The following is a 26,619-nucleotide window of genomic DNA, read 5'->3' as shown; positions in this document are numbered from 1 at the left end:
TCTCTCGGTGCGGATGCGGGGGCGAGAGGGGGAGACCGTCAGTCGGGCGGCAGGGTATCCTGAACCAGCGTCACGAAATCGGCCGGGATGCCGATCGATTTCGCGATCTCGTCCTGCGCCTGCATCATCTGCCGGCGGATGTCGGCGCGTTCTTCAGGGGTCGGGGTGATGAAGATCACGCCCTGGCGCTTCGCCTCGTCCCCCGCCTCTTCCTGGGCAGTGAGGGCGGCAGCGCGTTCCTCGGTCGTGACCTCGTCCCAGATCCGTGTCATCATCTGCTGCTGGTCGGGCGTCAGCTTCTTCCAGAAGCCGCCCGCCACCATCGGGATGTACTGGCCGAAGGTCTGGTAGTCCTCGAAGACGTATTTAAGCCCGGATTCCCAAAGCTTGGCGCTTTTCACGCTCTCATTGGTGGTGATCAGCCCGTCGAAATTGCCGCGCGACATGGCCAGCGGCACATCGGGCCAGGGCACCAGGACCGGCGTCGCCCCCAGATATTCCAGCCGCGCCGACAGTCCGGCACCGCCGGGGAAGCGCACCTTGGCGCCCTTCATATCGGCATAGGTCTCGACCTTGCGGCTGGCGAAATAGGTATGGCTGGCGCCGAGGTCGAACCACTTGCCCAGCACCTTGACGTCCAGCTTCTCCTCAAGCCCTTCGGCGATCAGCCGGCCGGGCTCGCCGTCGGAAATGGCGTGATAGTCGTCGGGCCCGCGGCCATAGAGCATCGGCAGGGTCGCGGTGTCGAAGCGGCGCTCGAACCCGCCCAGCACCCAGGTACCGGGCACGGCCATCTCGACACTGCCCTGACGCAGGGCCTTGGCGACATTCACATCCTTGAACAGCTGGCCGCTGTGATAGACCGTGGCGTTGAGCGTACCACCGGACTGGTCTTTCAGCCGCTCGGCGAATTCCTGCACCCAGGTCGTGCGGACATGGGTGGGCGAGGTGTCGAGCGAGATCCGGAAGTCGACGGTATCCGCCGCAGACGCGGCCCCCATGGCAACCGTCCAGGCGAGCACGGCGCCGGCACCGGCCGCTCCCCAGCGTGAAAACGTCATCATTTCCTCCTGGCATGACCGCGCCGTGAACCGGCGTCTGGTGCTGATGCTCGCCCGCCGCCACGAGACGGCGGACACATGCATTGGCATGACTTCTCCCTGCCCGGCCGTTGGCGCGGCCGGGATGATATGATCCATATTTTCAGGGACATGCCTGCCGGCGGCGCATCGCTGCGGCCCCCGCATCGTTCAGAAAGAACTGTAGGCGCCACCATGCCGGGGCGTCCAGATATTCATCGTGGATGTGAAGACGGTATCAGATATGTGATGAAATGGCGGGCGAACGAAACGCAACGACCCGCCGCGGCATGCGCCGGGGCGGGTCGTAAGGACAGTCGGTCGGTCTCGGGTCAGAGGCGGCGGATCACACCCCCGCCCGTATCCACTCCGCCGCCTTTTCCGCCATCATCAGCGTCGGCGAGTTGGTGTTGCCGCTGGTGATGGTCGGCATGGCGCCGGCATCGACCACGCGCAGGCCACGCATGCCGCGGAGCTGGAAATGCGGGTCCAGCACGGCGTCCGGATCGTCGGCGCGGCCCATGCGGGTGGTGCCGACCGGGTGGAAGATGGTCGAGGCGATGTCGCCGGCCAGCTTCGCCAGCTGCTCGTCGGTCTGGTACTGCACGCCCGGCTTCCATTCTTCCGGCTGGAAGCGCGCCAGCGCCGTCTGGCCGCAGATCCGCCGCGTGACGCGCAGGGAATCCGCCGCCACCTTGCGGTCCTCTTCGGTCGACAGATAATTGGGCGCGATCAGCGGCGCATCCTCGAACCGGCCGCTGCGGATGGTGACGCTGCCCCGGCTGGTGGGGTTCAGGTTGCAGACGCTGGCGGTGAAGGCATCGAAGCCGTGCAGCGGCTCGCCGAAGGCATCCAGGCTGAGCGGCTGAACATGGAACTGGATGTTGGCGGCGTTCTTCTCAGGGGACGAGCGGGTGAAGGCGCCGAGCTGCGAGGGGGCCATGCTCATCGGTCCGGTACGCTTCAGCGCATATTCAAGACCGATCGTCGCCTTGCCGATCAGATTACCGGCAATGGTGTTGAGCGTGCGGGTGCCCTTCACCTTGAACACCGAGCGGATCTGCAGATGGTCCTGCAGATTGGCGCCGACGCCGGGCAGATCATGCACCACCTCGATCCCGTGGCGGGCCAGCAGGGCCGCCGGGCCGATGCCCGACAGCTGCAGGATCTGGGGTGAGCCGATGGCGCCCGAAGACAGCACCACCTCGGATTTCGCCGTCACGGTCTTGCGCTGGCCATCCTGAACCAGCTCGACGCCCGTGCAGCGCAGATGGCCGTCGGCATCGCGGCCGGTCAGCAGCCGGGCGACCTGGGCCTTGGTCCAGACCGTCAGATTGGGGCGGTTCAGCGCCGGGCGCAGGAAGGCTTTGGCGGCGTTCCAGCGCCAGCCATTGCGCTGGTTGACCTCGAAATAGCCGACGCCTTCATTGTCGCCGCGATTGAAATCGCCGGTCGCCGGCAGCCCGGCCTGCACCGCCGCTTCCGCCCAGGCGTCCAGAATGTCCCAGCGCAGGCGCTGGCGTTCCACCCGCCATTCGCCGCCATGGCCGTGCAGATCGTCGCCGCCCTTGTGATGGTCTTCATGGCGCTTGAAATAGGGCAGCACCTGGTCCCAGTCCCAGGCCTCCTCGCCGGTGATTTCCGACCACTGGCGATAGTCGCGGGCCTGGCCGCGCATATAGATCATGCCGTTGATGCTGGAACAGCCGCCCAGCACCTTGCCGCGCGGATAGCGCAGCACCCGGCCGTTCAGCCCGGCATCCGGCTCGGTCTGGAAGCACCAGTCGGTGCGCTTGTTGCCGATGCAGTACAGATAGCCGACCGGCACATGGATCCAGATATAGTCGTCCTTGCCGCCGGCCTCGATCAGCAGCACCCGGCGGCCGGGATCGGCGCTCAACCGGTTGGCGAGCAGGCAGCCGGCCGTTCCGGCACCGACGATGATCGTGTCGAAGGCGGGGGTGGTGGTCATGCGTCTCTTTCCGGCCTGGCGTTCTTAGGGGGCGTCTCACTCCTGACCCAGGAATAGTCCCCCCGGGCATGGTTTTCCAGATGAGTATTGCAACATCCGGACCCTGCAAACCCGCACAGCGATCGCGAAACATGCGCATGGGGCCGCTTCTGCGCACGAAAACGCCCGGATGCGGGCGGACATCCGGGCGTTTGAAAACCGTCGGAAAGACAGAAGGTCAGGACAGGCCCAGACTGCCGTCCCCAACGGCGCCGGACGAGCTGGCGGTGTCTTCGGCCGGCATCATCTCCAGAACCGGCCGCTGCCAGACGGGCTGCTGCATGATTTCGTCGGCGCGCTCACTCATGATCGTTTCCCCTCCCATTGCTCAAGCCTGATGTCATCTTTTATCAGAAGACGGCATCGGGGTCAGCAAATGGAACGCCTCATCCAGCAGATGCGGCGTATGCTGGCCGGCCGCCCGCGCCCGCGCCCGGGCGAAATAGTCGTCCAGCGCCGGGCGGAAGCTCGGATGGGCGCAATTGTCGATGATCACCCGCGCCCGCTGTTTGGGCGACAGGCCGCGCAGATCCGCCAGCCCCTGTTCGGTGACGATCACCTGCACATCGTGTTCGGTATGGTCGACATGGGTCGCCATCGGCACGATCGCCGACAGCGTGCCGCCCTTGGCGGTCGACGGGGTCATGAAGATCGACAGATAGCCGTTGCGGGCGAAATCGCCCGAGCCGCCGATGCCGTTCATGATCCGGGTGCCGCGGATATGGGTGGAGTTGACGTTGCCGTAGATGTCAGCCTCGATCATGCCGTTCATGGCGATCACGCCCAGCCGGCGGATGACCTCGGGGTGGTTGGAGATTTCCTGCGGGCGCAGCACGACATGCTTCTTCAGCGCCTCGGCCTCGTCGTTGAAGATCCGGGTCGCCTCGGGGCTGAGCGACAGGCCGGTGGCCGAGGCCAGCGTCATCCTGCCCGACCGGATCAGCTCCAGCATGCCGTCCTGCAGCACCTCGGTATAGGCGGTCAGCCCCTCGAAGCTGCCCTGCCCCAGCCCGGCCATCACCGCATTGGCGACATTGCCCACCCCCGATTGCAGCGGCAGCAGGCCGCGCGGCAGGCGGCCGCGGGCGATCTCGTGCTCGAAGAATTCCAGGATATGGCCGGCGATCGCCTGCGAGGTGGCATCGGGCGGAGAGAAGGCGGTGTTGCGGTCGGGGCCGTGGGTTTCCACCACCGCCACCACCTTGGCCGGATCCACCGAGAACACCGGCTGGCCGATCCGGTCTCCGGCGGCCAGGATCGGGATCGGCGTGCGGTGCGGCGGCAGGCGGGTGCCGTAATAGATGTCGTGCATGCCCCGCAGGGCGGGGTTCTGCCAGGAATTGACCTCGATGATCACCTTGTCGGCCAGGTCGATCCAGGTCTTGTTGTTACCGATGGAGGTCGACGGCACCAGCGTGCCGTCCTCCAGAATTTCCGTCACCTCGATGACGGCCACGTCCAGCTTGCCCAGAAAGCCGAACCAGACGAACTGGGCAACATGGCTCAGGTGGATGTCGATATACTCCATCCGCCCGCTATTGATCTCTTCCCGGCAGACCGGATCGGACTGATAGGGCAGGCGCAGTTCGATCCCCTTCGCCTTTGCCAGCGCGCCGTCCAGCTCGGGCGCGGTCGAGGCACCGGTCCAGACCCCGATTTTGAACGGCCGGCCGGCGGCATGCTCGGCCTCGATCCGCCGCGCCAGCGCCTGCGGCACCGCCTTCGGATAGCCGGAGCCGGTGAAGCCGCTCATGCCGACATTGGCGCCGGGCGGCACCAGCGCCGCGGCATCATCGGCCGACATGATCTTGGATCGAAACGCGGCGGCGCGGATGGTCTGCTCAGTGCTCACGGGTACTGTCCGTCTGCGGTTAGGGCGAATTCCGCAGAACGGTATATCACCGATGGGAGCCCGGCAACCACTGCGTCCGGGATGCATGGTCGTTATGCCGCAGGCGCTCCCTCCAGCTGGGCCTCCATCAGCTCCAGCACCACGCTCAACGCCCCCAGCCGCACCGCACCGCGGCTGCCGTCCTGGAAGCGGGCGACCCGGTGCAGGGTCGGGCGGCGGTGCATGGCCACGGCCACGTGCACCAGCCCCGGTTCATCGCCCGGCCCGCCCGGGCCGGCGAAGCCGGTGACGGCGATCGCCATCTCGGTGATCGACCGCGCCAGCGCGCCCTCGGCCATGGCCCGGGCCACCGGTTCCGACACCGGGCCGGGGCCGTCGAGCAGCAGCTGCGAGACCCCCAGGATCTCGCGCTTGGCCTCGGGGCTGTAGACCACGAAGCCGCGCTCGAAGACATGGGCACAGCCAGGAACGTCGGTCAGCACCGATGCGATCAACCCTCCGGTGCAGCTCTCGGCGGTGGCGAGGCGGTATCCACGCGCGCAGATCCGGCCCATCACCTCGTGAATCCTCCGGTCCAGATCGGCCGGCAAGGCGGGGGAGAGCGTGTCGGTCATGGCGCCGTCACCTGTGGTCCCCATCTCTCTGGCCCCCGCCCCGGCCCTCCCCGACATCCCGCGTCCGGCGGTCAGCTTCGTGGTCCTGGTATTGGTCGGTCCGGGTGGCCTTGCCGTCGAAGCCGCGGGTCTTCGCACCCTGGGCCTTGTCGCGGTTCGACAGCACCTCGTTGTCGCCCATCTCCACATCCCCGGGCAGGTCGGTCATGGCGCCTGCACCACTGCCCTTGCCCTGGGATCCGATGCCGATATGTTTTTTGCTCGCATTGGCCATGGTGGTGTCGTCCTTCCCCTCAGTCGGATTTGGAGGCGTGCTCTGGCTTGCCCTTGCGTCGGGTGGCGGCCATGTCGTGCAGCTCCTTCTCGCTCATCGACTTAACCATCGATTTCGACGCGCCCTGAAGATCGCTCATCTTCGTTTCGCCGCGCTTGGCGGAGAGCGCCGCTCCGGCGGCTTTCTGCTGGGCCTTGGATTTGGCAGGCATGAGCCGGCTCCTTTATCGAAGACTGTGCCCCCTTAACCATCGACGGCAGGATTTGCTCCCTGTATTCATGGCGGCCGGCCCTCATCCCCTCCCGGATCGATCCCCCCATGAAAAAGCTCGCCTCCCTGATCTTCGGGCTGTTTCTGCTCATAGCCCTGGTCGACGGCGTGCTCGATATCGGGCTGGGGCTGGCCTATGGGCTGCGAAACCGGATGGCCGAGGCCGCGCGCAATGCCGACCCCTATGCAGAGATGAGGGAAGAGGCACTGGCCCGTCTGGATGCCCTGCCGCAGCGCTATGTGCCGGGAACCGGCAGCATCTACCAGCCGGGCGCCGTGCCGGGACTGACCATCGGTGAGGATGGGGAGAGGCTGCATACCCATGTCACGGCACCGGACGAGGCCACCCGCCATGTTCTGCTGCTCGGCGCCTCTCAGGCCTTCGGATCGTTGAATCAGGACGATGCCAGCCTGGCGGCGGCGCTGGAACGCGCGATGCCCGGCACGGTGGTCCGCAATTTCGCAAGCCCCGGCCAGCGGCTGCCCGGCAACACCATGGTTCTGGAGCAGCGCATCGCCGCGGGTGACCGGATCGATCAGGTGCTGATCGTCAACGGCACGCTGGACCTGATCATGTACTGCCTGCCGCAGGCCTATCCGGCGCCCCGCCCCCGGCCGGTCCTGGCCGAAATCGCCGCCCGGCTGACCGGTGGAGCGTCAGACCGTCCGGCTGCCGCATCCCACGACGGCTGCACCACGCCCGAAGGCCGGGCCGCCGTGCTGAACCGGCTGATGGCCGATATGAACGAGGTGCTGTCGGCGGCACGGCGCCACAACCTGCCGGCCATACTGGCGATCGTGCCCATGCCCTATGTCGCCGATGCCGGTGACGGCACATTCGCAGATCTGGCGCAGTTTCAGCGCTATCGCCGGGTCATCGATCCGCTGAACACCGCTCTGCGGGCGCGGATCGCGGATATGGACGGGATCGTCGATCTGACGCAGGGCTTCGGCACCGGCCGGCCCGGCATGTTCATCGACCTCCACGGCCACTTCACCGATGCCGGCAATCAGGCCCTGGCCCCGCTGCTCACCGGGGCGCTGAACCGGCAGAAGCCGCCCGCGCCCCGTCCCGACTGATCGGGTCTCTCAGGGCCGTGCTCTGACCAACGCCACCGCAAGCAGCCTGACGCACGGCCCGCCGCTGCTGGTCAGGACAGGCCGGCGCCGCCATCCAGAGTGGTAGCGATGCCGATTGCGGTCTCAGCCGCCGGCATCACCTCCAGCACAGGCCGCGACCAGATACCGCCCGGCCGCCGGCCGACGGCGACGTCTTCATTCATCTGCGTGTCCATTTCAATACGTCTCCGCTTGACGCTCGAAGGCGATCCGACGACAGACCGTGAAACCACCTCCACACATGCATCACACCATAGCCGTTGTCATGATGGTCGCCAATCGAGAATCCGGGCACGTCATCGATGTGCTGCCCCCCTTCCGGCACATCACCCGTTCCGGCGCAACTCCGGTAAGACGTCGGCGTTCACGGCAGAGGCCCGCAGATCTGGTCGGCCCGCAGATCTGGTCGAGGCTTTTCCAGACGGCCGCGCGCTTCAACTGGATCTGATGCAGCCCTGCGGGCAGACTGGCCCGACACCGGGCATGAGGCACCGGACAGGAAGGGATGACCGCCGGGCCCCGGCCACACACGACATATCCGATCAGGATCCCGCGCCGTTCCCCGCGCTTTCGCCCCCGACTGATCTCCTCCGATACCGGACCGACCGACCTGATGAAAAAGATCGTCTCCCTGCTCTTCGGCCTGTTCCTGGTCGTCTGTCTGATCGACGGCGTGCTCGATATCGGGTCTGGTATCGCCGGCAGGCTGAAAGGGGTGATCGCAGGCGGCACCGACGGCAATGCGACAGCCACCCGCCTGGCCCGGATCGGGGGGCTCCCCAAACGATACGTCCCTGGCCTGGGTGACGTCATTCTGCCGGCCGCAGTGCCGGGCGTGACCATCGGCCCCGAGGGCGAGCGCCTGCATCGGCATCTGGTCGCGCCCGAAGACGCCCGACGCCGGGTCCTGCTGCTCGGGGCCTCGCAGTCCTTCGGCTTCTCCAATGACGATGACGAGACGCTCGCGGCTGCGCTGGAACGCCAGCTGCCCGGCACGCTGGTGCGCAATTTCAGCATGCCCGGGCACACGATCCCTGCGAATGTCATGATGCTCGACGCCCGGCTCGCCGCCGGAGAAGCGTATGATCGGGTGATCGTGGTCAACGGATCGGTCGATCTTGTCCGCGTCTGCGTGCTGGCCGCCAGGCTGCCGCCGCCCGCCGCCACGCGGCCGGTGATTGCAGAGATCGCCCGGCAGCTGACGTCCTCGGGCAGCCGGCATCGGAAAGACGGCCTGCGCCAGGATCCCTGTGCCACGGCAGATGGTCGCGAAACCGCCGCGACCCGCGTGCTTGAAGACCTGCGGGGCCTGCTCGATTACGCGCAGCGCCGGAATGTGCGGGTCACATTCGTGCTCCCCCCGGTGCCGTTCGGCACCCCCGCAGAGGCCGAGGTGGTCCGCGATCCCGCGGCGGTGGGCGCCTATGCGACGGCGCTCGGGCCCGCCCTCACGGCCTTCCGACAGAAGCTGGCGGCGGCAGGGCTGCCCGATGTTCTGGATCTCTCAGAGGCTTTCCCCTCCGACGGCCGGGGGCTGTTCTCCGACTTCTACGGCCATCTCAGCGATGCGGGCAATCAGCTCCTGGCCCGGCGGATCGCAGAGGATCTGAACCGGCAGCTGCCGCCCGCGCCCCTCCCGGACTGATCAGAAGTCGAAATAGAAAAACGCCTGCGGCCGGCCGGCCGCGATCATCGCGCAGCCGGCGACGAGGACCAGGATCACCGGCAGGGCCAGCGCCGCCGGCACCCGGGCGGTCGCGCTGCGGATGCGGTTGATCGTATCCAGCGGGTGCAGGGCCAGAGTCACCAGGATCAGCCCGGCCAGCAGCGGGGCATCCGCCGGCAGCAGGCCCGGCCCATGCGCGCCGAAGCCGCCGGCGATCACCGATGCGGCGACCTCCAGCGTCGGCGCGCGGAAGAAGGTGGTGACCACCGCCCAGGTCAGGAAGGTCGCCAGAATGAAGCCCGCCCGGGCCAGGCCGCGGGACTGGCGCGCCCTGACGGCATGGCCGGTCAGGGCCTCCGCCATCATGATCGTGCCGTGGATCAGCCCCCAGACCACGAAGGTCCAGGCGGCGCCATGCCACAGCCCCGACACCGCCATGGTGCCGAGGATGGCGAGCACCCGCCCCAGCGGCTCGCGCAGGTATTTATAAACATAATCCCGCAACCAGAAGCTGAGGGTCATATGCCAGCGCTGCCAGACCTCGGTCATGGAGGTCGCGGCATAGGGTTTGTGGAAATTCTCGGGGAAGGCCACGCCGAACATGCCGGCCAGCCCGATCGCCATATCGGAATAGGCGCTGAAATCGCAATAGATCTGGACCGCGAAGCCCAGCATCACGAACCAGGCCTCGATGAGGCCCAGCTGTCCGGGTTCCGTGATCACCCCGTCGATCCACAGCCCGATCGGGTCGGCGATCAGCACCTTCTTCATCATACCGATGGCGAACAGCCCGGCATTCGCCGTGAACGCCTCCCGATCGATCCGGATATCCGACAGCCGCGGCACCATCTTGTGCAGGCGCAGGATCGGCCCGGCGATCAGATGCGGGAAGAAGGTGACATAGACCGCAACGATGCCGAAACGCGGGAAGGGGCGTTTCGGGTGATGCGCGGTATCGACCAGCAGGCTGATCACCGAAAAGGTGACGAAAGACACGCCCAGCGGCAGGCCCCAACCGAGATGCGGCAGCCCGGCGCCGGTCAGCTCTTCCAGCGTCGTCATCACGAAATCGGTGTATTTGAACAGCAGCAGCGGCAGCAGCACCGTCACCACCACCACCGGCAGCAGCCGCGGATGCGCCCGGACCAGCCGCCCGCCGATCCAGGCGGCCGCCACATAGCCCAGGATCAGCGCGGTATAGGGGGGATACCACCAGGCATAGAAGACCAGGCTGGCCGTGAAGACATAGGCCAGCACCAGCCGCCGGGGGCAGAGCGCCAGCCCGGCCGCGAAGACCGCCAGAAAGACGAAGAAGCTGGGCAGCTGGAACAGCATGGGGCCTGGCCGGGGGTCACGAGGCCGGCGCGGCGAGCAGCGGCGCCAGCCGGTCGGCGATCCGGGCATAGGCCGCGGCATTGGGGTGGATGTCGCCGGGCATCGTCCAGAAGTCCGCCGCCGTCTCGCCGGCGAACAGCGGGTAAAGATCGACGAAGTCCCAGCCATGCGCGGCGGCTTCGCGCCCCGTGGTCCCGGTCACGAAGCCGAAGGCATAGTCGCGGAAATCATTGGTGTCGGGCATCTGGGCCACGATCACCCGGATGCCGTCGGCCCGGGTTTCGGCGGCCAGCCGGTCGAAGGCCTGCGCAATGCGCGCCTGCCCCTCGGGGCCGGTCCAGGCGGTGCGATAGGCGGCGACCATCTCGTCGCGGCCGGCGGCGCCGCTGGTCGCCTGGGCCCAGAAGGTCGCGATCAGCGCCGCCAGCTCGCTGTGGCGCACCAGCCAGCCGGCATCACCCGCGGGCTGCGGCAGCCCGGCGCGCGACGAGGGCAGCAGCACCAGTGTCCGCACCGGAAAGGCGTCGCCGATCCGCCGGCGGATCTCCAGCCAGTGGGCCACGATCTGCGGCACGGTCATGTTGCCGACGCCGGCATTCACCACCTGAACATCGTCGCCCAGCCGGCGGGCAAGCTGACCGGCCAGCGTGCCGCTTTCCGCCACACCCCAGCCCAGCGTCATGCTGTCGCCCGCCAGTACCACGGCCGGACGACCGGGCACCGGTTCCGGCCCGCGCAGCCCCAGGGAATTGATCGAGACCTCGACGCCCTGCAGGCGCGCGGATGCGCCCGGCACATGTTCATGGCCGATGGCGGGGTCGTCGCTCGGGCGCTTCAGCAGCTTTGCATAGCGCCACATCTCGATGACGTAGTTCTTCTGATTGGCGGTGCCGAGCCGCACCAGCCCTTCCCCAGCCAGGCAGCCGAAGATGATGCCGACCAGCACCAGCACCAGGGCACGCATCACGCGACGCATCGACGCACCCCGGTCAGACGGCGGTGTTCAGGTCGGCACGGGCGGGCTCAGGAAAGTCCCGAGCCGTCATCCGAACCGGCAACGGCGAAGGCCGTATCGTTCGCAGCCGACACCGCGAGCACGGGCCGGCCCCACAGCTTGCGGTCCTCGTCAGTCGCCATCGGCGCGGTCTTCTGCATGTCCATGTCCTGCATATGCCCAACTCCGGGTCCGATTGGTTTTCGACAGGGTTGCCGGCCTAGAACACGGCATACAGGAAAGGCGACCAGGCGGTCCCCTGGGTGGCCACGAGGACCACCGCAAACAGCAGCAGCACCAGCACGAAGGGGATCAGCACCAGCCGTGCGCGCGGCGAGAACAGAAGTCGTAACACTTCCATCAGGCTGCCCATGCAGGCGGTCCCCCCGATCAGCCCGGCATCTTTCCCGATGGATCGGGGACGGAGATCAGGACTGGCCGGAACCGTCATTCACGACGCCAGCACCGATCGCGGTCTCGTCGATCGACAGCACCTCAAGCTCGGGCCGGCTCCAGACACCACGAACTGAAGCGGCGGTCGTCACCGGCTTGGCGTTCATCTGCATCATCTCGCTCCAGTACAACGGCGACCGATCGGCGACACATGCCGACCGATCTTTTTCGGTCATACCGCATCAGGCACTGATCAGCAACCACAGGCTCACGTTCATTTACCTGCAGCTGTGCTCCCTCAGGTGGAGAGGCCAGGACCAGATCAGGACAGGCTGTAGTAGTCCGATATCGTGGCCCCGCTGATCGCCGTGTCGTTCAGCGACAGGATGTCGAACACGGGCCGGCTCCAGCGCTTGTGCCGGCGACTGATCCTGTCGGTCGTGGCCGCCACCCCGGGGGCGGGCTTTTGCCTGTCGATATCCTGCATCTGCCGGCCGTGTTATCCACCCGGGCGGCCGGAAGGCCCCCCTGAAAGACCACAACCATAACAGGCAAAACACGTCGGACACCAGATTTATGCGCGAGGATGCCGCATCTGCACGCCCGCCGGTGGAGATCTCAGGATCGTCCCGAGCCGTCACCCCCTGCGCCAGGATTCTCCGCGGTTTCTTCGTAGAGAACCACGGTCAGCACGGGCCGCGCCCAGCCGGTACCGGCAGCCGGCCGGAAGCGACGACGATGGCGTTCGATTTTATCCCGCATGGCTATGCCTCCTATGGTTGTTTCGGGAGTGATCATCTCGTCCCGGAAACGATCAGGACTGGCCGCTCCCATCATATACGGGGCCGAAAGCGCCCGCCGTCTCACCCGCCGACAGCACCTCCAGCACCGGCCGCGTCCAGGCGCCCCGATCAGGGACCGCAGCCGTTTCCACGGCCGGAGTCAAGTTATCCATCTGCATCATCAGGCTCCATCATGCCAAGGTCGTCGACTGCACCTTACCCGCCGACATCATTTTAATTCTACCAAAGTATACGGGAGCAAAAAACCACGCGATCACGCTATCAGCCTGCAGTCGCTTTCGCCCAGGCGGCGCCTGAAGCCGTCAGAGCCGCTTGACAGGGCGTCTTTTCCCGGCACCTAATTATCATAATAAATAGGATCGATGCGGAGACGGGGCATATGGCTGAGGGGCGATCGGCAGGCGGCAGGCGTGGCGCCCCCACACGGCGGCGCCCCAAGCTGTCGGAGCTGATCGTCGAGGATGTGAAGCGCCGGATCGTCACCGAGCAGCTGAAACCGGGCGACCGGCTGCCCGGCGAGGCGGAGCTGATCCGGCTGCATGGCTGTTCCAAGGGCACGGTGCGCGAGGCCCTGAAGGGGCTGGAGGTGGAGGGGCTGGTGGTCAGCCGCACGGGGCCCGGCGGCGGTGCCTGGCTGGCCCGGCCGACCCATGACCATGCCTCGCGGGCGCTGCGCAATTTCCTGCAGTTCCGACATCCCGACGGCCACCAGATCTACGCCCTGCGCAAGCTCATCGAGCCCGAGGTGGCGGTGCTGGCGGTGGGCCGGCTCGGCCCCGCCGATTTCGAGGTGCTGGAAGCCAATATCGCCCTCTGCGCCCATGAACCGGTGACCGAAGAGGAACAGCGGATCCAGCGCATCGCCGAGATCGATTTCCACAACGTGCTCGCCGATGTCTGCCCCAACCCGATCTTCGGCTTTCTGGGCCGGTTCCTGAACGAGCTGCTGCGCGACGTCGTCGTGCTGAAAAAGGTCTATCTGCCCGAACGCCGGCAGTTCGGCCTGAACAATGTCGACTATCACCGCCGGCTGATCGACGCCCTCCGCCGCGAGGATGCGGCAGAGGTCCGCCGGCTGATGCTGGACCATATGTGCGACGCCGAAGATCACCTCGACGCGCTCGAGGCCGAAGTCGCGCGCCGCTTCCTGCTGGAACCCGGATCGGGCTGACCCCCGGCGGGCTCCGAGACGACGACCACCTGCCGCACCGGCGGCCCGCGCAGGGAGAGCGCGCGGCGGCATGTCAGAACCAGAACCGGGCGGCACCGGAGGATGACCCGAGGAATCGCTGTATTCCGATCAAAAAAGGGTCCGAGGGGCGGAACACACGCCCCGGACGTGACATGGAGGCTCGATGACGATGATCACCACCACCCGCCGCACGCTGCTCAAGGGCGGCCTTGCCGCCGGCACGCTGCTCGCCGCCCCCGCCATCATCCGCAGGCGCGCCCTCGCCGCCGATGCGGTCACCATCCACGGCGTCAAGTCGCTGTCGGGCGCCTTTGCCAGCTATGGCAAATTCGCCGATATGGGCTCGAAGCTCGCCATTCAGGATTACGGCGACCTGCTCGGCGCCCCCGTCGGCTACAAGGCGATCGACACCGAAGGCAATGCCGGCAAGGCGGTGCGCAAGGTGCAGGAAGCCATCCAGCAGGACGGCGCCCGCTTCTTCAACGGTTGCACGCTCTCGTCCTCGGCGCTGGCGGTCGGCAAGGAGGTCGACAAGGCCGGCGGCGTGTTCATGACCCCGGCCGGTGCCGACGAGCTGACCGGCACCGACTGCAACCCCGGCACCTTCCGCTGGTCGGTGCCCACTTACGGCGCCATCGAACAGACCGTCCGGCCGCTGATCGAACGCATGCCCGAGGCGAAGCGCTGGTACACCATCACGCCCCAATACGTCTTCGGCGAGGCGCTGCTGGCCAATGCCAAGCGCATCTTCGAAGAGAAGGGCATCGAGCATGTCGGCAACAGCTATCATTCGCTGCAGGAACAGGAATTCTCGGGCTATCTGACCAATGCCATGGGGGCGGCACCCGATGTGCTGCTGATCCTGAATTTCGGCGGCCAGTCGTCCAACGCCCTGCGTCAGGCGGTGAATTTCGGCCTGAAAAGCCAGATGACCATCCTGCTCGCCTGGTCGGCCGGTCTCGACCAGTTCCAGGAACTGGGCTCCGACGTGATCGAGGGCGTGTATCTGGGCGCCCAGTACTGGCACCAGGTCGACAGCCCGATGAACAAGAAGCTGGTCGCCCGGGTGCGCGAGGCCTATGGCATCACCGCAAACTATCCGCTGGCGGCCGACTATATCGGCACGAAGGTGATCCTGGATGCCATCGCCAAGGCGGGCTCGGCCGACGGTGCCGCGGTCCGTGCCGCCCTCTCGGGCATGAGTTTCGACGGCCCGACCGGCTCTGAAACCGTGCGCGCCGCCGACCATCAGGTGATCAAGGATTATTACCTGCTGAAGGGCAAAGCGGCCTCCGCCAAGGCCGACGAAGACGATCTGGCCGAGCTGATCTCGTCGGGCAAGTCCTTCCCCGAGGGCGATGCCATCGCCTGCAAGATGGCCTGACCACACACTCTTCGCGCCCCCCGCGGGGCCGCGCCCGTCTGACGGGCCGGCCCTGCCGCCTCGACGTCACGGGACGGAGACCGGTCACCCATGCTCAACGTCTACCTCTTCCAGATCCTGAACGGTCTGGGGTTGGGGATGATCTATTTCCTCACCTCCGTGGGGCTCACGATCATTTTCGGCCTGCTCAACTTCGTGAACTTCGCCCATGGCGCCTTTTTCCTGATCGGCTCCTATCTCTGCTTCACGGTCGTCGCCGCCACCGGCAATTTCTGGGCGGCGCTGGTCGCAGGCCCGCTGATCGCCGGCGCCATCGCCTGGGTCACCGAACGGGTGCTGGTGCGCCGGGTCTATCACCTGCCGCACACCTTCCAGATCCTGATCACGCTGGGCATCGCGCTGATCATCCAGGAAAGCGCGATCATGATCTGGGGTCCGGTCGGCAAGTCGGTGCCGCCGCCGGACATGCTGAAGGGCGTGGTCCGCTTCGGCAATTTCGCCTATCCGGAATACCGGCTGTTCATGATCGGCTTCGCGGCCCTGGTCGGCTTCGCCCTCTGGCTGCTGCTTGAACGCACGACCTTCGGCGCCAAGGTGCGCGCGGGCAGCGAGAACCCGGAACAGGTGGCCCTGCTCGGCACCAACATCTACCGGCTGTTTTCGGCCACCTTCGCGCTGGGCGTCGCACTGGCCGGGCTGGCGGGCGTGCTCTCGGCGCCCCTGCGCGGCGCCCATCCCTTCGTCGGCACCGAAGTGCTCGGCATCGCCTTCGTCACGGTGGTGATCGGCGGCATGGGCTCGTTCGGGGGCGCGCTGGTCGGCGGACTGTTGGTCGGGCTGGTGCAGAGCCTGATGACCAGCATCTGGCCCCAGGGTGCCAGCCTGATGATCTACGGCGCCATGGCCGCGGTCATCCTGCTCCGCCCCTATGGCCTGTTCGGAAGGGCGTGAGCCATGCAGACGACACGCTCTCCCGCCTCCGCTTCCTCCTCCTCTCTCTTCGGCGGCATCACGCTGGCGGCACTCGCCGCCCTCATCGCCCTGCCGCTGATCCTGCCGTCTGCGACGCTCGCGACCGAGATCGTGATCTTCGCCATGGCGGCGCTCGCCTGCAATCTGCTGCTCGGCTATACCGGCCTGCTTTCCTTCGGCCAGGCGATCTTCTTCGGCATCGGCGCCTATCTGTCGTCGCTGGTGATGATCCATCTGGGCGCCGGGCTGATCACGGCGCTGGTGGTGGCCGCCATCGCCGGTGCCCTTGCCGCCGCCCTGGTCGGCGCGCTCGCGATCCGGCGGACCGGCATCTATTTCGTGATGCTGACGCTGGCCTTCACCCAGCTCGCCTATTTCATCGCCTATACCGCCTCCGACTGGACCGGCGGCGATAACGGTCTGCTGGACGTGCCCCGGCCGCCGCTGGCGCTGGGCGGGCTGGTCATCGCCGATCTGGAACCGGCGGTCTCGTACTACATCTTCGTCGCCGCCCTGTTCCTGCTGCTGTTCGTGGCCGCGCGCCGGATCATCGGCTCGCCCTTCGGCAGCACCCTGGTCGCGATCCGTGAAAACCCCGACCGGGCGGCCGCGGTCGGCTACGACACCCGCCAGTTCAAGATCCTGGCCTTCACGCTTTCGGGCGCCATCACCGGCATCGCCGGCGCGCTCTACGCCATGCTCCTGCACTTCGCACCGCTCTCGAACATCGAACTGCCGATGTCGGAAAACATCCTGATCATGACCATCATCGGCGGCACCGGCTCTCTGCTCGGCTCGCTGCTGGGCTCGACCGCGATCGTGCTGCTGGGCGACTGGCTGTCGGCCATCTGGCCGCGCTGGCTGATGCTGCTCGGCATCGCGCTGATCGGCGTGGTGATCTTCATGCGCGGCGGCCTCTGGGGCGGTATCGAAGGCGTGGTCGCAAAACTGCGCGAGCGGCGCGGAGGGCCCGAGGCATGAGTACCAGCCAGATGACCGACACCCGGCAGACCGGCGACGTGATCCTGGAGACCTCCGGGCTGGAACTCGCCTATGGCGCCTTCAAGGCGGTGGACGGGGTCGACCTCAGGATCCGCCGCGGCACCATCCACACCATCATCGGCCCCAACGGCGCCGGCAAGACCACCACCTTCCACTGCCTGACGGGCGAACGCCGGCCGACCGCCGGCCGGATCCTGTTCGACGGCAGCGACGTCACCCGCAAGCCGTCGCAGGATCGGGTCGGGCTCGGCATGTCGCGCTCCTTCCAGATCACCAGCCTGTTCCAGACCTTGAGCGTGCGCGAGAATCTGCGCCTCGCCGCGCAGGGCCGCGACGGGGCGAAGGCGCTCGCCTTCTGGCGCCCGGTCGGCGCCCGGCCCGATCATCTGAAGGTGGCGGACGAGATCATCGACCGGCTGCAGCTGGGCGCCCGCGCCGATGTGGCGGCGGGCGAACTCTCCCACGGCCAGCAGCGGGTGCTGGAGGTGGGCATGGCCATGGCCGCGCGCCCCAAACTGCTGCTGCTCGACGAGCCGACCTCGGGCATGGGCATCGACGACATTCCGGTGATGACGAAGCTGATCGGCGAGCTTGGCCGCGACTACACGGTCATGCTGATCGAGCACAATATGGGCATCGTGATGTCGATCAGCGACACGATCACGGTGATGCATCAGGGCAAGGTGCTGGTCGAGGGCGACCCCCGGACCGTGCGCAACGACCCGCGGGTGCGCGCCGCCTATCTGGGGGAGGCCGGGGCATGCTGACGCTGGATCAGGTCCACGCCTATTACGGCAAAAGCCATGTTCTGGAAGGCGTGTCGCTGGAGGTGCGGCCCGGCGAGCTGGTCACCCTGCTCGGCCGCAACGGCGCCGGCAAGACCACCACGCTCAAATCCATCGCCGGCATGGTGGAGACGAAAGGCACGATCAGCTTCGACGGCACCGCGATCACCGGCCGCCCCTCGCACGACATCGCCCGCCGCGGCGTCGCGCTGGTGCAGGAACATCGCGGCATCTTCGGCATGCTCTCGGTCGAGGAAAATCTGAAGATCTCGGTCCGCAAGGGCAGCCGCTGGTCGCTCGACGACGTCTACACCATGTTCCCGCGGCTGAAGGAACGGCGGCGCAATGGCGGCAAGGCGCTCTCGGGCGGCGAACAGCAGATGCTGGCCATCGCCCGCGCGCTGGTCAACGCCCCCCGCATCCTGTTGCTGGACGAGCCGACCGAGGGGCTGGCGCCGGTGATCGTGGACGAAATCGTCCGCATCCTGGGCCGGATCCGCGAAAGCGGCGTGCCGGTGCTGCTGGTCGAACAGAACCTCGCGGTCTGCGAGAAGCTGGCCGACCGGCATTACGTCCTGGAACAGGGCCGTATCGTCTATGCCGGCAGCAATGCCGATTTCCGCGCCGACCGCAGCGTCCGCGACCGCTATCTGGCGCTCGACGCCTGAACGCCGTTCAGAAAAGGATAAGAGCCCATGCCCCAGTCCTCCACCCCCCTCTCATCTACAGATCTGGGCGAACTCGGCGCGGGCGAACTGCTCGGCCTCTATGCCCGCAAGGCGGCCTCGCCGGTCGAGGCGACCGAGGCGGCGCTGGATCGCATCCGCCGCTTCGACGGCGCGGTCAACGCCTATGTCCTGGTCGATGAAGACAGCGCCCGCGCCGATGCGAAGGCGTCGGAAGCGCGCTGGATGGCCGGCCGGCCGATCGGGCCGGTCGACGGCGTGCCGTCCTCGATCAAGGATCTGACCTTCACCCGCGGCTGGCCCACCCGCAAGGGATCGAAGACCATCGCCGCCGACGGCCCCTGGGAGGTGGATGCCCCCTTCACCGCCTTCATGCGGGGCGCGGGTGCCGTGCTGCTCGGCAAGACCACCACGCCGGAATTCGGCTGGAAGGGGGTCACCGACAGCGCGCTCACCGGCATCACCCGCAACCCATGGAATGTAAATACCACGGCAGGTGGTTCCAGCGGTGGTGCCGGTGCGGCGGCGGCGCTCAATATGGGCGTGCTGCATCAGGGCTCGGATGCCGGCGGCTCGATCCGCATTCCCTGCGGCTTCACAGGCACCGCCGGCATCAAGCCGACCTTCGGCATCATCCCCCAATGGCCGGCCAGCGCCATGGGCACCACCTCGCATCTGGGGCCGATGGCCCGCACCATCGCCGATGTCGCGCTGATGATGACGGTGGTCGGCCAGGCGGATGACCGCGACTGGTATATGGGTGCGCCGATCTCTCGCGACTGGCGGCTGGGGCTGGACCAGGGCGTGCGCGGGCTGCGCATCGCCTTCAGCCCGACCCTGGGTTACGTGAACGTCCGCGAGGATGTCGCGCGCGAGGTCCGCAAGGCGGTCGAGGTCCTGGCGGCACTCGGCGCGATCGTGGACGAGGTCGATCCCGGCTTCGAAGACCCGATCGAGATCTTCAACGCCCACTGGTTCGCCGGTGCCGCCAAGATCCTGGCCAATACCCCGGCCGATCAGCGCGCGTTGATCGATCCGGGGCTGCGCCGGGTGGCGGAACTGGGCACGGGCATCGACATCGTCGACTATATGCGCGCGGTCGATGCCCGGGTGGCGCTGGGCGAGCGCATGGCCGCCTTCCACCAGCGCTACGACCTGCTGGTCACCCCCAGCCTGCCGATCACCGCCTTCGAAGCCGGCCACGACGTGCCCCCGGGCTCGGGGCTGGATCACTGGATGCAGTGGACGCCCTTCACCTACCCCTTCAACCTGACCCAGCAGCCGGCGGCCTCGGTTCAGTGCGGCTTCGGCGATGACGGGCTGCCGGTCGGCCTGCACATCGTCGGCCCCCGCTTCCGCGACGAGCTGGTGCTGCGCGCGGCCCGCGCCTATGAACTCACCTGCCCGCCGCGCTTCCCCACCGCACCGGTGGTGCCGGGCTGAGAGGCGACCGGAAAAAAAAGAAAGGCCCGGCCGGGTGGCGTTACCCGGCCGGGCCTTTTCGCATATCGGGCACCCGTGGTCAGGCGCCGTGCATCGCGATCAGCTGCTGCGCCACGATGTCATGGTCCAGCCACAGCACCGGCGCTTCGGGGGCGCTGGTGGCGCCGAAGATCAGCCGGCCGGTGGCGGCGACCACATGCTGGCTCAGCACGTCGCTGACCAGGGTCTTGCGGTCCTTGTGCAGGTTCACGATGTCCTGCGAGGTGCCGACGGTCTGTTCCACCTGCTCGGCGCTGTTGGCCTTGGGCCAGCTGGCGAAATCGTAATAGGGCTGCATGGCCGGGTTGTGCTGATAGTCGTGGACCATCTGCAGCACCGTGTCGACGCTGATGCCGTCCTGCAGCAGGGTCTCGCAATACTGCCACAGGTCGTCGACCCAGGCGCCGCCGCCCTCGTGGCGCAGCGCCGTCAGCAGCGGCAGCAGCGACAGCTCGATGCCGGCGAAGACGTCCGAGGAATTGGTGCGGATTTCGGGGCAGTTGAACACCACCGCCTTCACGCCCTTGTCCCATGCCGCCCGGGCCAGCCCTTCCAGCCGCATCTTGGCATAGCCCTGGGTGTAGTTGGTATAGGTCTGCCAGCGATAGGCGCCGTCGATCAGAACCCGGGTGCCGTGATAGCCATAGGCGGTATAGCGCACCTGGCCGCCCTCGGCTTCGATGCGGGCGCGCAAGGGCCCGCTCAGCTCCAGCAGATGGCCGAAGCTGTTGGCGGTGACCTCGTCGAAATTCTGCAGGATCAGCTTGCCCAGATCGCTGTCGATCAGCGCCTGAGACGACATGTAGCGCGCGCCGCGGCCCTTATAGACCCGGTTGGCGATCGCCATGAACACCTTCGCCCGCGGGATGCCGCCGGCCATGGTATGGGCAAAGAACACGTTGCGGCCGGCGGGGATCATCCCGTCCAGCTCTGCCATCACCCGGGTCACGGCGTCGCGGAAGCGGGCAACGCCCACCTCGCGGGCCCGGGCGATCCGGTCCTGGTCCAGCTTGAAGCCCTGCCAGTTCTCAAGCGTCATCTCGCCCAGCATGTCGGTGGGCGTGGGCTCGCCGGGGGCGGCATCCATGTCGAAGCCGGCCATCAGCGGAATATTGATGATCCGCCCGCCAAGCCCGGCCTCGGCCGCCGCCAGTTCCTCGTCGGTCAGAGGCCTGAGCGCGCCGCCATTGTCCCGCCGGCCCATGGTCATGCCGATGACCGTCATGCCGGCCGCCTTCGCGGCCTCGATCAGGCCGGTGGCATAGCCACGCCCGAACATTTCCCCGAAGAGCACGAAGACATCGCCCTCCCCGAACAGGGTGTTCGCGGGGATCGATTTCAGCGCGAGAGGGTGTTCCATCATCTTATCCTGTCTGCCGGCGTCTGAACGCCGAAAGCTTGCTGCCCCGGACGCAGGCGCCTGGGATGACAGGACGACGTCGAATTGATCCGGGCTCACATTCACGCTGCCTGCCCGTATGAACGCGCAGGCAGGGCCAACATTCAGCCCGGCGGAGAGAATGTCAAGCCACCCACCGCGGGAAGCGGTGGTTCAAGGGCTTAAGCGGGTCAGATCAGGCTGAACACCACCGCCAGCACCCCCATCAGGATCAGCCCGCCGATGAAGATCTGCCGGCGGCGCTTCGTCCGCAGGATGATCTCTCCCTGGCTGGTCTCATCGCCGGTATAGCTGGGGCCCGTCTTATCCGGGCCGCCCGGTCCGTTGCCGGTCATGACAGCTCTCCTCACCCGGATGGCGGCCGGTCAGTAGACCGCAAGGGCCAGCACCACCGCGACCGCCACCACCAGCAGCCCGATCCAGATCAGCCCGCGCCTGCGGCGGGGCGAGGCGGGCGGGGTCATGCGGGCAGAGTCGGGGCGGGCGGTGTCGGTGCGGGGATCGGTCGCCATACAGGATCTCTCCTCGTTGCGGATCATCGGGGAGAAACCGCCATGGCCGGACATGGTTCCGACGCCAGTGTTCAGACCGGGCTGATCCGCGCCAGGCTTTCGAGCCGGTCCAGATCGGCTTCCAGGGCGTCGATCGCAGCCTCGTCGAGCGTGAACCCCGCCAGCCGGCGGAACTTGGCCCGCAGATCGGCCTCGGGCAGCGGGTTGTCGAAGCCGCCGATCGGGGTGTCGGATTGTGCCGAGACCACCCGGCCGTCGCGCAGACGGATCTCCACCCTGGCCGCCCGCACCCCCGGCAGCAGCGCGGTCAGCGCCGGATCCTCGCGCACCGTCACCCGGGCGATCAGATCGACCATCGCCGGGTCGCGGACCACGGCATCGCTGTAGACCCCGACATCATTGCTGCCATGCATCAGCCGTGCCGCGACGTTGAACGGGATCGAGTGCTTCGCCGCATAGGCATTGGCCACCCGGCCGCCGCCCAGCCGGGTCGCCGGATCGTAGGTGTGGACGACCACCCGATCGATCATCGCCGGCGTCAGCCCGTGGGCCGCGCGCAGATCGCGCGCCGCCTCGATCGGGGCATGGTTCCAGCGGCTGCAGGCATAGATCTTGAAGTAGTTGCGGGTGAGGTAGAAATGGTCGATCCGTGCCTCGACGGCGATCCCGAACCGCTCGCCCAGGATCTGCCCGAAGACCGTTTCCAGCGCCCCCGGCTCGCCGCAGAAGCCGGCGCGGGCAAGCTTCGCCACCAGCAGCCCGTTATGATTGGTGAAACCGGTGAAGAGGTTGCGCACCGAGGCGCCGGAATTGGCCGCCATCTGCGAGGACGCGATCGGCAGCCCGGCCGCCAGTTCGATCGCGCGCGCCGTCAGTGCCGCATCATGGCCCAGCAGCCGCGCCGCCCCCACCGCGGTGCCGATGATGGTATGGGTCCCGAAGGGATGCACCGGCCCGCGCAGCTTTGTGGCCGCCCCCACCCGGACGGCGATCTCGTAGCCCGCAACCAGGGCTTCCAGCAGGGCGGCGCCCGATGCGCCCTCTTCCTCTGCCAGCGCCCAGAGCGCCGGGATGATGTGCACGCCCGGATGGTTGACCGCGAACTGGTTGCCCTCGTCCAGTTCCAGCGACACCCCGCCGGTGCCGTTGACCAGCGCCGCCATATGGGCCGCCGCCCGGGTGCCGGTCCCGAACAGCGAGGCGCCGCCCACCGCCAGGCCGGGGGCGATGGCGGCCAGATTGCGGATCTCGGGCAGGGCCGCTCCGCCCAGCATCACCCCCACGGTGTCGCGCAGGATCCGCTTCGCCTGGGCCACCACCGCGGCGGGCAGATCGTCCAGCCGCACCGTCAGCGCCAGCCGGGCCAGCGCATGGGCGGTTTCGGAAGGTTCGGTCAGAACCGGTGCCGCCGGGATCATGCCTCCGCCCCTGCGGCCACCAGGGCCGCGATCAGATCAGGCTTCGCGACCTGCGGCATCGGCCAGGTCCGCCGGCTCTGGGCCAAGCCCAGCCCCAGAAAGGCCTCGGCCAGCCGCAGCGACAGGCTGGCGGGCTCGATCAGCGGCACCGGCAGGTCCGCGGCCAGCCGGGCGGTCGCGGCTGCCGTAAGCGGCTGCCACAGCACCAGCACCTCGGCGCCGTCTTCCGTGATCGCAGCGCGCGCCGCGGTCAGGATGGCGTCGTCGCCCGCGCCGATCCGGCGTACCCCCGTGCACTGCGTCGCCAGCCCGTATTCCTGCACCAGCTTCTTCGCCCGCGTGTAACCGCCCGCCGGTGCCAGCACGCCGAAACAGGCGCCCAGCGTCAGGGCATAGAACAGTGCGCTCCGCCCGGCCCCCACCACCGGCACATCCAGCACCGAGCGGAGCGCATTCGCCCCGTAATCGCCGGGGTCGGCGACACAGACCGCGGCATAGCCCTCTGCCGCCGCCCCCTGGTTCGCAGCATCCTGGCCCGCCGCCAGCACCGCCAGATCGGCCAGCGTCCAGTCATGGGCGCTGATCAGCCCGGCCGGCAGACCGGGTGCCGTCAGCGTCACCACCTCCGCCTCGGCACTTTCGGGCGCCGGGTGGTCGGCGGTGAAGATCATCAGAATCCGGGACATCCGGTCTCTCCCTGTCAAAGCCGCGTCGCCGCCACACCCATGGCGGCCAGCGCCGCGTCGGCCGGGGCGGCGGGGCGGGGAAAGCTCGCCCGGCTGTGGGTAAGCTTCTGGCGGATGGCGATTTCGGCCAGGCGGTAGGTCAGCGGGCCGGGGTTGATCACCGGCACCGGCAGGCGTTCGGCCAGATAGGCATGGGCCTGATGCATGGTGGTGGAGCCGAGCACGATGACATCGGCGCCATCCTCTTCCACGCAGCGCAGCGCCGCGGCATGAAGCGCCGGAAAGAACGCCTCTTCCTTGCCCGCCATCAGGCTCTGATTGTCGGGCTGAAGATCGGCCGAGCGCAGCGAGGCGCATTTCGCCCCCAGCCCCAGTTCGGCCAGCGTCTTGGTATAGAGATGCCGCCAGCGGTCCCACATGGCGAGGATGGAGAAGCGGTCGCCCAGCATCAGCGCGGTCAGCATGGCATGACGCCCGGCCCCGATCACCGGGATGTCGAGCACCGAGCGCAGCGGCGCCATGCCGCCATCGCTGACCGTGTCGATGCAGACGGCATCATAGCCCTCGGCTTGGGCGCGGATGCCGGCCTCCAGAATGCCCACATCCGAGAGCACGCTGTCCTGCTGGCTGACATAATTGACCGGCGCGATCCGGACCGGGCGGAAGTCGAAATCCATCCCCGGTCCCAGCCGCACCGACCGCAGCTGCGCGCGGCGCATCTCCAGATTGTCCGCATCCATCGGAAACGGCACGATCACCAGAACCCTGGCCATGATTTCGGCTCCCTGCATCTCAACACGCGGCGGCCGCGGTGCCGGCGAAACGGCCCGGCACAACCGCAGTCAACAAACCATTGCCACCCAGATAACCCCAGGCTGCAGGACCCGAGAGGCCCCGCGCCGCACCGCCCGCGGCGAACAGTCCGGGCAGCGGCCGGCCCGCCCGGTCCAGCACCCGCGCCCGGGTATCGATGGCAAGCCCGCCCTGGGTGTGGAACAGCGCCGCCCTGACCCGCACCGCCCGGAAGGGCGGCTGCAAGGGCGGTGTGCCGTCGAAAACCCGGCCAAAGCGGTCGGGGGCATGGCCCCTGGTCACTGCCTCGACCTCGGCCAGCGTTTCGGCCAGCGCGCCCACCGGCAGGCCGCAGGCCCGGGCGAGGTCGTCCACCGTCTCACCCGTCGTCACCACACCGCTCTCCAGCACGCGGTGATAGTCGCGGAAGGTCAGCGCCGGTTCCTCGCAGCGCCGGTCATAGATCGTCCAGGCCACCCCGCCCGGCTGCGCCGCCACCGCATGGGCCTGTTCGGAATAGCCGCTCATCTCGTTGGAAAACCGCCGGCCGTCGGACCCGACCTGAAACCCGCCGCGGATGATCAGCGCCCAGGTCACCGGCAGGTTCGGCCCGTCGGCGACGCAATGGCCCTGATAGCTGCCCGGATCGACCAGGGCAGCGCCCAGCCTCTCGCCCCAGACGAGGGCATCGCCGCGGCTGCCGTGATGGCCGCCATGGACCGCGCCGGCCATCTCGGGGATGTATCGGGCAACGGCCTCCGGGTCGGCACCATAGCCGCCGCTCGCCAGCACCAGCGCCCGGCAGGCCGTGTGATGCCGCCGTCCGGCATCGTCGCGCCAGACCACCCCGGTGACCCGGCCGTCCGCATCCGTCTCGGGCGCCTCGACGATGGCCTCCGTCACCAGCTGCACCCCCGCCCGGCTCGCCGCCGCCAGCAGATCGGCCATGAAGGCGGTGCCGGTGCGGTCGGGCGGCACGTGATAGCGATGGCGCGAATGGCCGGGGTAGAGAATGTCGTCCAGCAGCTCGAAGGCGACGCCGTGGCGATCCGCCAGCCATTCCACCGCCGGCCCCGAGGCCGCGGTGATCGCCCGGGCAAGATCGTGATCGGTCCGGCCCTTGGCCTTGGCCAGGATATCGGCCAGAAACAGCGCCGCATCGTCTTCGATGCCGGCCGCGCGCTGAAAGCGGGTGCCGGCCCCCGGCAGCATGCCGAGGGTCAGCGCGGTGTTGCCGGCGGGCACCGCATCGCGCTCCAGCACCACCACCGGTGCCCCGGCATCGCGGACGGCCAGCGCCGCGGTCAGGCCGGCGGCACCGGCCCCGACGACGACGACCGGAAGGGTCCCGGCCTCCACCCCGCTCACCAGCTCTCGCGGTCGGCGATCACCGGCCCGGCCAGGCGGAAGCGGTCGATGAAGCGCCGGCCGTCGGCAAGACGCCCATGGCCGAAAACCAGGCTGCCATCATCGGTCAGCGCCTCGACGAAGCCGTCATAGCGCCGACCGGCTTCGGCATCCGCAGCAGCAGCCGCCGCCAGATCCAGCCGCGCGCCCTCTGCCGTCACCGCCACGAAGTCCCCGGCGACCAGCGGCGCCGCCGCCGCCACATCGCCGCGCCCCAGCGCCGCCGCCAGCGCCCCGGCGAGATCCGTTGCCGGCGGCAGCGGCGGGCCGGGCACGCGCGACACGCCGCCGCGGGCATAGGAACTGGCGGCCACCTCGCGCAGGATGGTCACCACCCCGTCCGGCGGCGCGGCCATCACCGACCGCACCACACGGGTCATGCCCTTCAGCAGCCGGGCCTTGGTGGCGGCGTCATAGCCTTCGATGACGGTGGTCTCGACGACCGGCATGGATCTGCCTCCCTGGTTTTCTCTCGGGCGGTGTCCGGGGCGC

31 protein-coding genes are annotated in these 26,619 nt (G+C 67.9%); 9 read left to right on the top strand and 22 right to left on the bottom strand.

Going from position 1 to position 26,619, the window contains the following annotated elements:
• Positions 1 to 38: 38 nt before the first annotated feature.
• The 7 genes from dctP to TMO_RS19985 all read right to left on the bottom strand — a co-directional run bounded on the left by dctP (position 39) and on the right by TMO_RS19985 (position 6,041).
• Entirely contained in the window at positions 39 to 1,061 is a 1,023-nt protein-coding gene (dctP, locus tag TMO_RS20010; RefSeq protein ID WP_228382338.1) for a TRAP transporter substrate-binding protein DctP, read from the bottom strand.
• 364 nt (positions 1,062 to 1,425) lie between these two features.
• Positions 1,426 to 3,051 (bottom strand): GMC family oxidoreductase, encoded by a 1,626-nt coding sequence (locus TMO_RS20005; protein WP_014747515.1) that lies wholly within the window; start codon positions 3,049 to 3,051, stop codon positions 1,426 to 1,428.
• Between the two features lie 217 nt (positions 3,052 to 3,268).
• Positions 3,269 to 3,397: a hypothetical protein gene (locus TMO_RS32655; protein ID WP_267020375.1), complete on the bottom strand. Its 129-nt coding sequence runs from the start codon at positions 3,395 to 3,397 to the stop codon at positions 3,269 to 3,271.
• A 33-nt stretch (positions 3,398 to 3,430) separates the two neighbouring features.
• Complete coding sequence (locus tag TMO_RS20000) at positions 3,431 to 4,942, bottom strand: acetyl-CoA hydrolase/transferase family protein (RefSeq protein WP_014747514.1); 1,512 nt, start codon at positions 4,940 to 4,942, stop codon at positions 3,431 to 3,433.
• Positions 4,943 to 5,034: 92 nt separating this feature from the next.
• Positions 5,035 to 5,556, bottom strand: a complete 522-nt coding sequence (locus TMO_RS19995; protein ID WP_145978304.1) for a CinA family protein — start codon at positions 5,554 to 5,556, stop codon at positions 5,035 to 5,037.
• Between the two features lie 7 nt (positions 5,557 to 5,563).
• Positions 5,564 to 5,830 (bottom strand): hypothetical protein, encoded by a 267-nt coding sequence (locus TMO_RS19990; RefSeq protein WP_014747512.1) that lies wholly within the window; start codon positions 5,828 to 5,830, stop codon positions 5,564 to 5,566.
• Positions 5,831 to 5,849: 19 nt separating this feature from the next.
• The gene (locus tag TMO_RS19985) at positions 5,850 to 6,041 is read right to left on the bottom strand and encodes a DUF3008 family protein (protein WP_014747511.1); all 192 of its coding nucleotides are present in this window, start codon (positions 6,039 to 6,041) and stop codon (positions 5,850 to 5,852) included.
• A 107-nt stretch (positions 6,042 to 6,148) separates the two neighbouring features.
• Between TMO_RS19985 and TMO_RS19980 the strand changes: the two genes are divergently transcribed.
• Positions 6,149 to 7,180, top strand: coding sequence for a hypothetical protein (locus TMO_RS19980; RefSeq protein WP_014747510.1), 1,032 nt, complete (start codon positions 6,149 to 6,151; stop codon positions 7,178 to 7,180).
• 71 nt (positions 7,181 to 7,251) lie between these two features.
• On the opposite strand, the gene TMO_RS31780 is transcribed toward TMO_RS19980, so the two are convergent.
• A complete protein-coding gene (locus TMO_RS31780) occupies positions 7,252 to 7,395 on the bottom strand; it encodes a hypothetical protein (protein ID WP_014747509.1) in 144 nt (47 codons plus the stop codon).
• Between the two features lie 437 nt (positions 7,396 to 7,832).
• On the opposite strand from TMO_RS31780, the gene TMO_RS19975 reads away from it, so the two are divergent.
• Positions 7,833 to 8,864 (top strand): SGNH/GDSL hydrolase family protein, encoded by a 1,032-nt coding sequence (locus TMO_RS19975; protein ID WP_014747507.1) that lies wholly within the window; start codon positions 7,833 to 7,835, stop codon positions 8,862 to 8,864.
• Here TMO_RS19975 and TMO_RS19970 read toward each other — a convergent pair whose 3' ends face one another.
• From TMO_RS19970 to TMO_RS31765, 6 genes are all read right to left on the bottom strand, one after another.
• Positions 8,865 to 10,220, bottom strand: a complete 1,356-nt coding sequence (locus tag TMO_RS19970) for an MBOAT family O-acyltransferase (protein ID WP_014747506.1) — start codon at positions 10,218 to 10,220, stop codon at positions 8,865 to 8,867.
• Between the two features lie 16 nt (positions 10,221 to 10,236).
• Positions 10,237 to 11,196: an SGNH/GDSL hydrolase family protein gene (locus TMO_RS19965; protein ID WP_145978302.1), complete on the bottom strand. Its 960-nt coding sequence runs from the start codon at positions 11,194 to 11,196 to the stop codon at positions 10,237 to 10,239.
• 47 nt (positions 11,197 to 11,243) lie between these two features.
• On the bottom strand, positions 11,244 to 11,390 hold the full coding sequence (locus tag TMO_RS31775) for a hypothetical protein (protein ID WP_014747504.1): 147 nt from the start codon (positions 11,388 to 11,390) through the stop codon (positions 11,244 to 11,246).
• A 44-nt stretch (positions 11,391 to 11,434) separates the two neighbouring features.
• Positions 11,435 to 11,587 carry a DUF5989 family protein gene (locus tag TMO_RS31770; protein ID WP_014747503.1) on the bottom strand — a complete coding sequence of 51 codons (153 nt, stop codon included), beginning with the start codon at positions 11,585 to 11,587 and terminating at the stop codon, positions 11,435 to 11,437.
• A gap of 55 nt (positions 11,588 to 11,642) precedes the next feature.
• Positions 11,643 to 11,774 carry a hypothetical protein gene (locus TMO_RS32650; protein WP_267020364.1) on the bottom strand — a complete coding sequence of 44 codons (132 nt, stop codon included), beginning with the start codon at positions 11,772 to 11,774 and terminating at the stop codon, positions 11,643 to 11,645.
• Positions 11,775 to 11,929: 155 nt separating this feature from the next.
• Positions 11,930 to 12,094, bottom strand: a complete 165-nt coding sequence (locus TMO_RS31765) for a hypothetical protein (protein WP_187297844.1) — start codon at positions 12,092 to 12,094, stop codon at positions 11,930 to 11,932.
• 695 nt (positions 12,095 to 12,789) lie between these two features.
• Here TMO_RS31765 and TMO_RS19955 point away from each other — a divergent pair.
• The 7 genes from TMO_RS19955 (at position 12,790) to TMO_RS19925 (ending at position 19,874) form a co-directional block, all read left to right on the top strand.
• Positions 12,790 to 13,581 (top strand): FadR/GntR family transcriptional regulator, encoded by a 792-nt coding sequence (locus TMO_RS19955; protein WP_014747500.1) that lies wholly within the window; start codon positions 12,790 to 12,792, stop codon positions 13,579 to 13,581.
• Positions 13,582 to 13,765: 184 nt separating this feature from the next.
• On the top strand, positions 13,766 to 14,986 hold the full coding sequence (locus tag TMO_RS19950; protein WP_014747499.1) for an ABC transporter substrate-binding protein: 1,221 nt from the start codon (positions 13,766 to 13,768) through the stop codon (positions 14,984 to 14,986).
• 90 nt (positions 14,987 to 15,076) lie between these two features.
• Positions 15,077 to 15,937 (top strand): branched-chain amino acid ABC transporter permease, encoded by an 861-nt coding sequence (locus tag TMO_RS19945; protein WP_014747498.1) that lies wholly within the window; start codon positions 15,077 to 15,079, stop codon positions 15,935 to 15,937.
• A gap of 3 nt (positions 15,938 to 15,940) precedes the next feature.
• Positions 15,941 to 16,939 carry a branched-chain amino acid ABC transporter permease gene (locus TMO_RS19940; RefSeq protein WP_014747497.1) on the top strand — a complete coding sequence of 333 codons (999 nt, stop codon included), beginning with the start codon at positions 15,941 to 15,943 and terminating at the stop codon, positions 16,937 to 16,939.
• Positions 16,936 to 17,727, top strand: a complete 792-nt coding sequence (locus tag TMO_RS19935) for an ABC transporter ATP-binding protein (RefSeq protein ID WP_014747496.1) — start codon at positions 16,936 to 16,938, stop codon at positions 17,725 to 17,727. Before TMO_RS19940 ends, TMO_RS19935 begins: the two co-directional genes overlap by 4 nt.
• Positions 17,721 to 18,413 (top strand): ABC transporter ATP-binding protein, encoded by a 693-nt coding sequence (locus TMO_RS19930; protein ID WP_014747495.1) that lies wholly within the window; start codon positions 17,721 to 17,723, stop codon positions 18,411 to 18,413. Before TMO_RS19935 ends, TMO_RS19930 begins: the two co-directional genes overlap by 7 nt.
• A gap of 27 nt (positions 18,414 to 18,440) precedes the next feature.
• Positions 18,441 to 19,874, top strand: coding sequence for an amidase (locus TMO_RS19925; RefSeq protein ID WP_014747494.1), 1,434 nt, complete (start codon positions 18,441 to 18,443; stop codon positions 19,872 to 19,874).
• 79 nt (positions 19,875 to 19,953) lie between these two features.
• Here TMO_RS19925 and TMO_RS19920 read toward each other — a convergent pair whose 3' ends face one another.
• The 8 genes from TMO_RS19920 to TMO_RS29780 all read right to left on the bottom strand — a co-directional run bounded on the left by TMO_RS19920 (position 19,954) and on the right by TMO_RS29780 (position 26,576).
• Positions 19,954 to 21,273 carry an enoyl ACP reductase FabMG family protein gene (locus TMO_RS19920; protein WP_014747493.1) on the bottom strand — a complete coding sequence of 440 codons (1,320 nt, stop codon included), beginning with the start codon at positions 21,271 to 21,273 and terminating at the stop codon, positions 19,954 to 19,956.
• A gap of 209 nt (positions 21,274 to 21,482) precedes the next feature.
• On the bottom strand, positions 21,483 to 21,647 hold the full coding sequence (locus tag TMO_RS31760; protein WP_014747492.1) for a hypothetical protein: 165 nt from the start codon (positions 21,645 to 21,647) through the stop codon (positions 21,483 to 21,485).
• Positions 21,648 to 21,677: 30 nt separating this feature from the next.
• Positions 21,678 to 21,824: a hypothetical protein gene (locus TMO_RS31755; RefSeq protein WP_014747491.1), complete on the bottom strand. Its 147-nt coding sequence runs from the start codon at positions 21,822 to 21,824 to the stop codon at positions 21,678 to 21,680.
• A gap of 71 nt (positions 21,825 to 21,895) precedes the next feature.
• The gene (locus TMO_RS19915; RefSeq protein WP_014747490.1) at positions 21,896 to 23,242 is read right to left on the bottom strand and encodes an MmgE/PrpD family protein; all 1,347 of its coding nucleotides are present in this window, start codon (positions 23,240 to 23,242) and stop codon (positions 21,896 to 21,898) included.
• A complete protein-coding gene (locus TMO_RS19910) occupies positions 23,239 to 23,928 on the bottom strand; it encodes an aspartate/glutamate racemase family protein (RefSeq protein ID WP_014747489.1) in 690 nt (229 codons plus the stop codon). The genes TMO_RS19915 and TMO_RS19910 overlap by 4 nt, the downstream gene beginning before the upstream one ends.
• 14 nt (positions 23,929 to 23,942) lie before the next feature.
• Positions 23,943 to 24,701 (bottom strand): aspartate/glutamate racemase family protein, encoded by a 759-nt coding sequence (locus tag TMO_RS19905; protein WP_014747488.1) that lies wholly within the window; start codon positions 24,699 to 24,701, stop codon positions 23,943 to 23,945.
• Positions 24,702 to 24,720: 19 nt separating this feature from the next.
• Positions 24,721 to 26,088 carry an FAD-dependent oxidoreductase gene (locus TMO_RS19900; protein ID WP_228382337.1) on the bottom strand — a complete coding sequence of 456 codons (1,368 nt, stop codon included), beginning with the start codon at positions 26,086 to 26,088 and terminating at the stop codon, positions 24,721 to 24,723.
• A complete protein-coding gene (locus tag TMO_RS29780) occupies positions 26,085 to 26,576 on the bottom strand; it encodes a tautomerase family protein (RefSeq protein ID WP_014747486.1) in 492 nt (163 codons plus the stop codon). The genes TMO_RS19900 and TMO_RS29780 overlap by 4 nt, the downstream gene beginning before the upstream one ends.
• Positions 26,577 to 26,619 lie beyond the last annotated feature (43 nt).

Origin of the sequence: Tistrella mobilis KA081020-065 (assembly GCF_000264455.2) — a bacterium.
Lineage (GTDB): Bacteria > Pseudomonadota > Alphaproteobacteria > Tistrellales > Tistrellaceae > Tistrella > Tistrella mobilis.
Note: the sequence above shows the minus strand (reverse complement) of the source record. Positions and strands in the feature narration are given on the sequence as shown.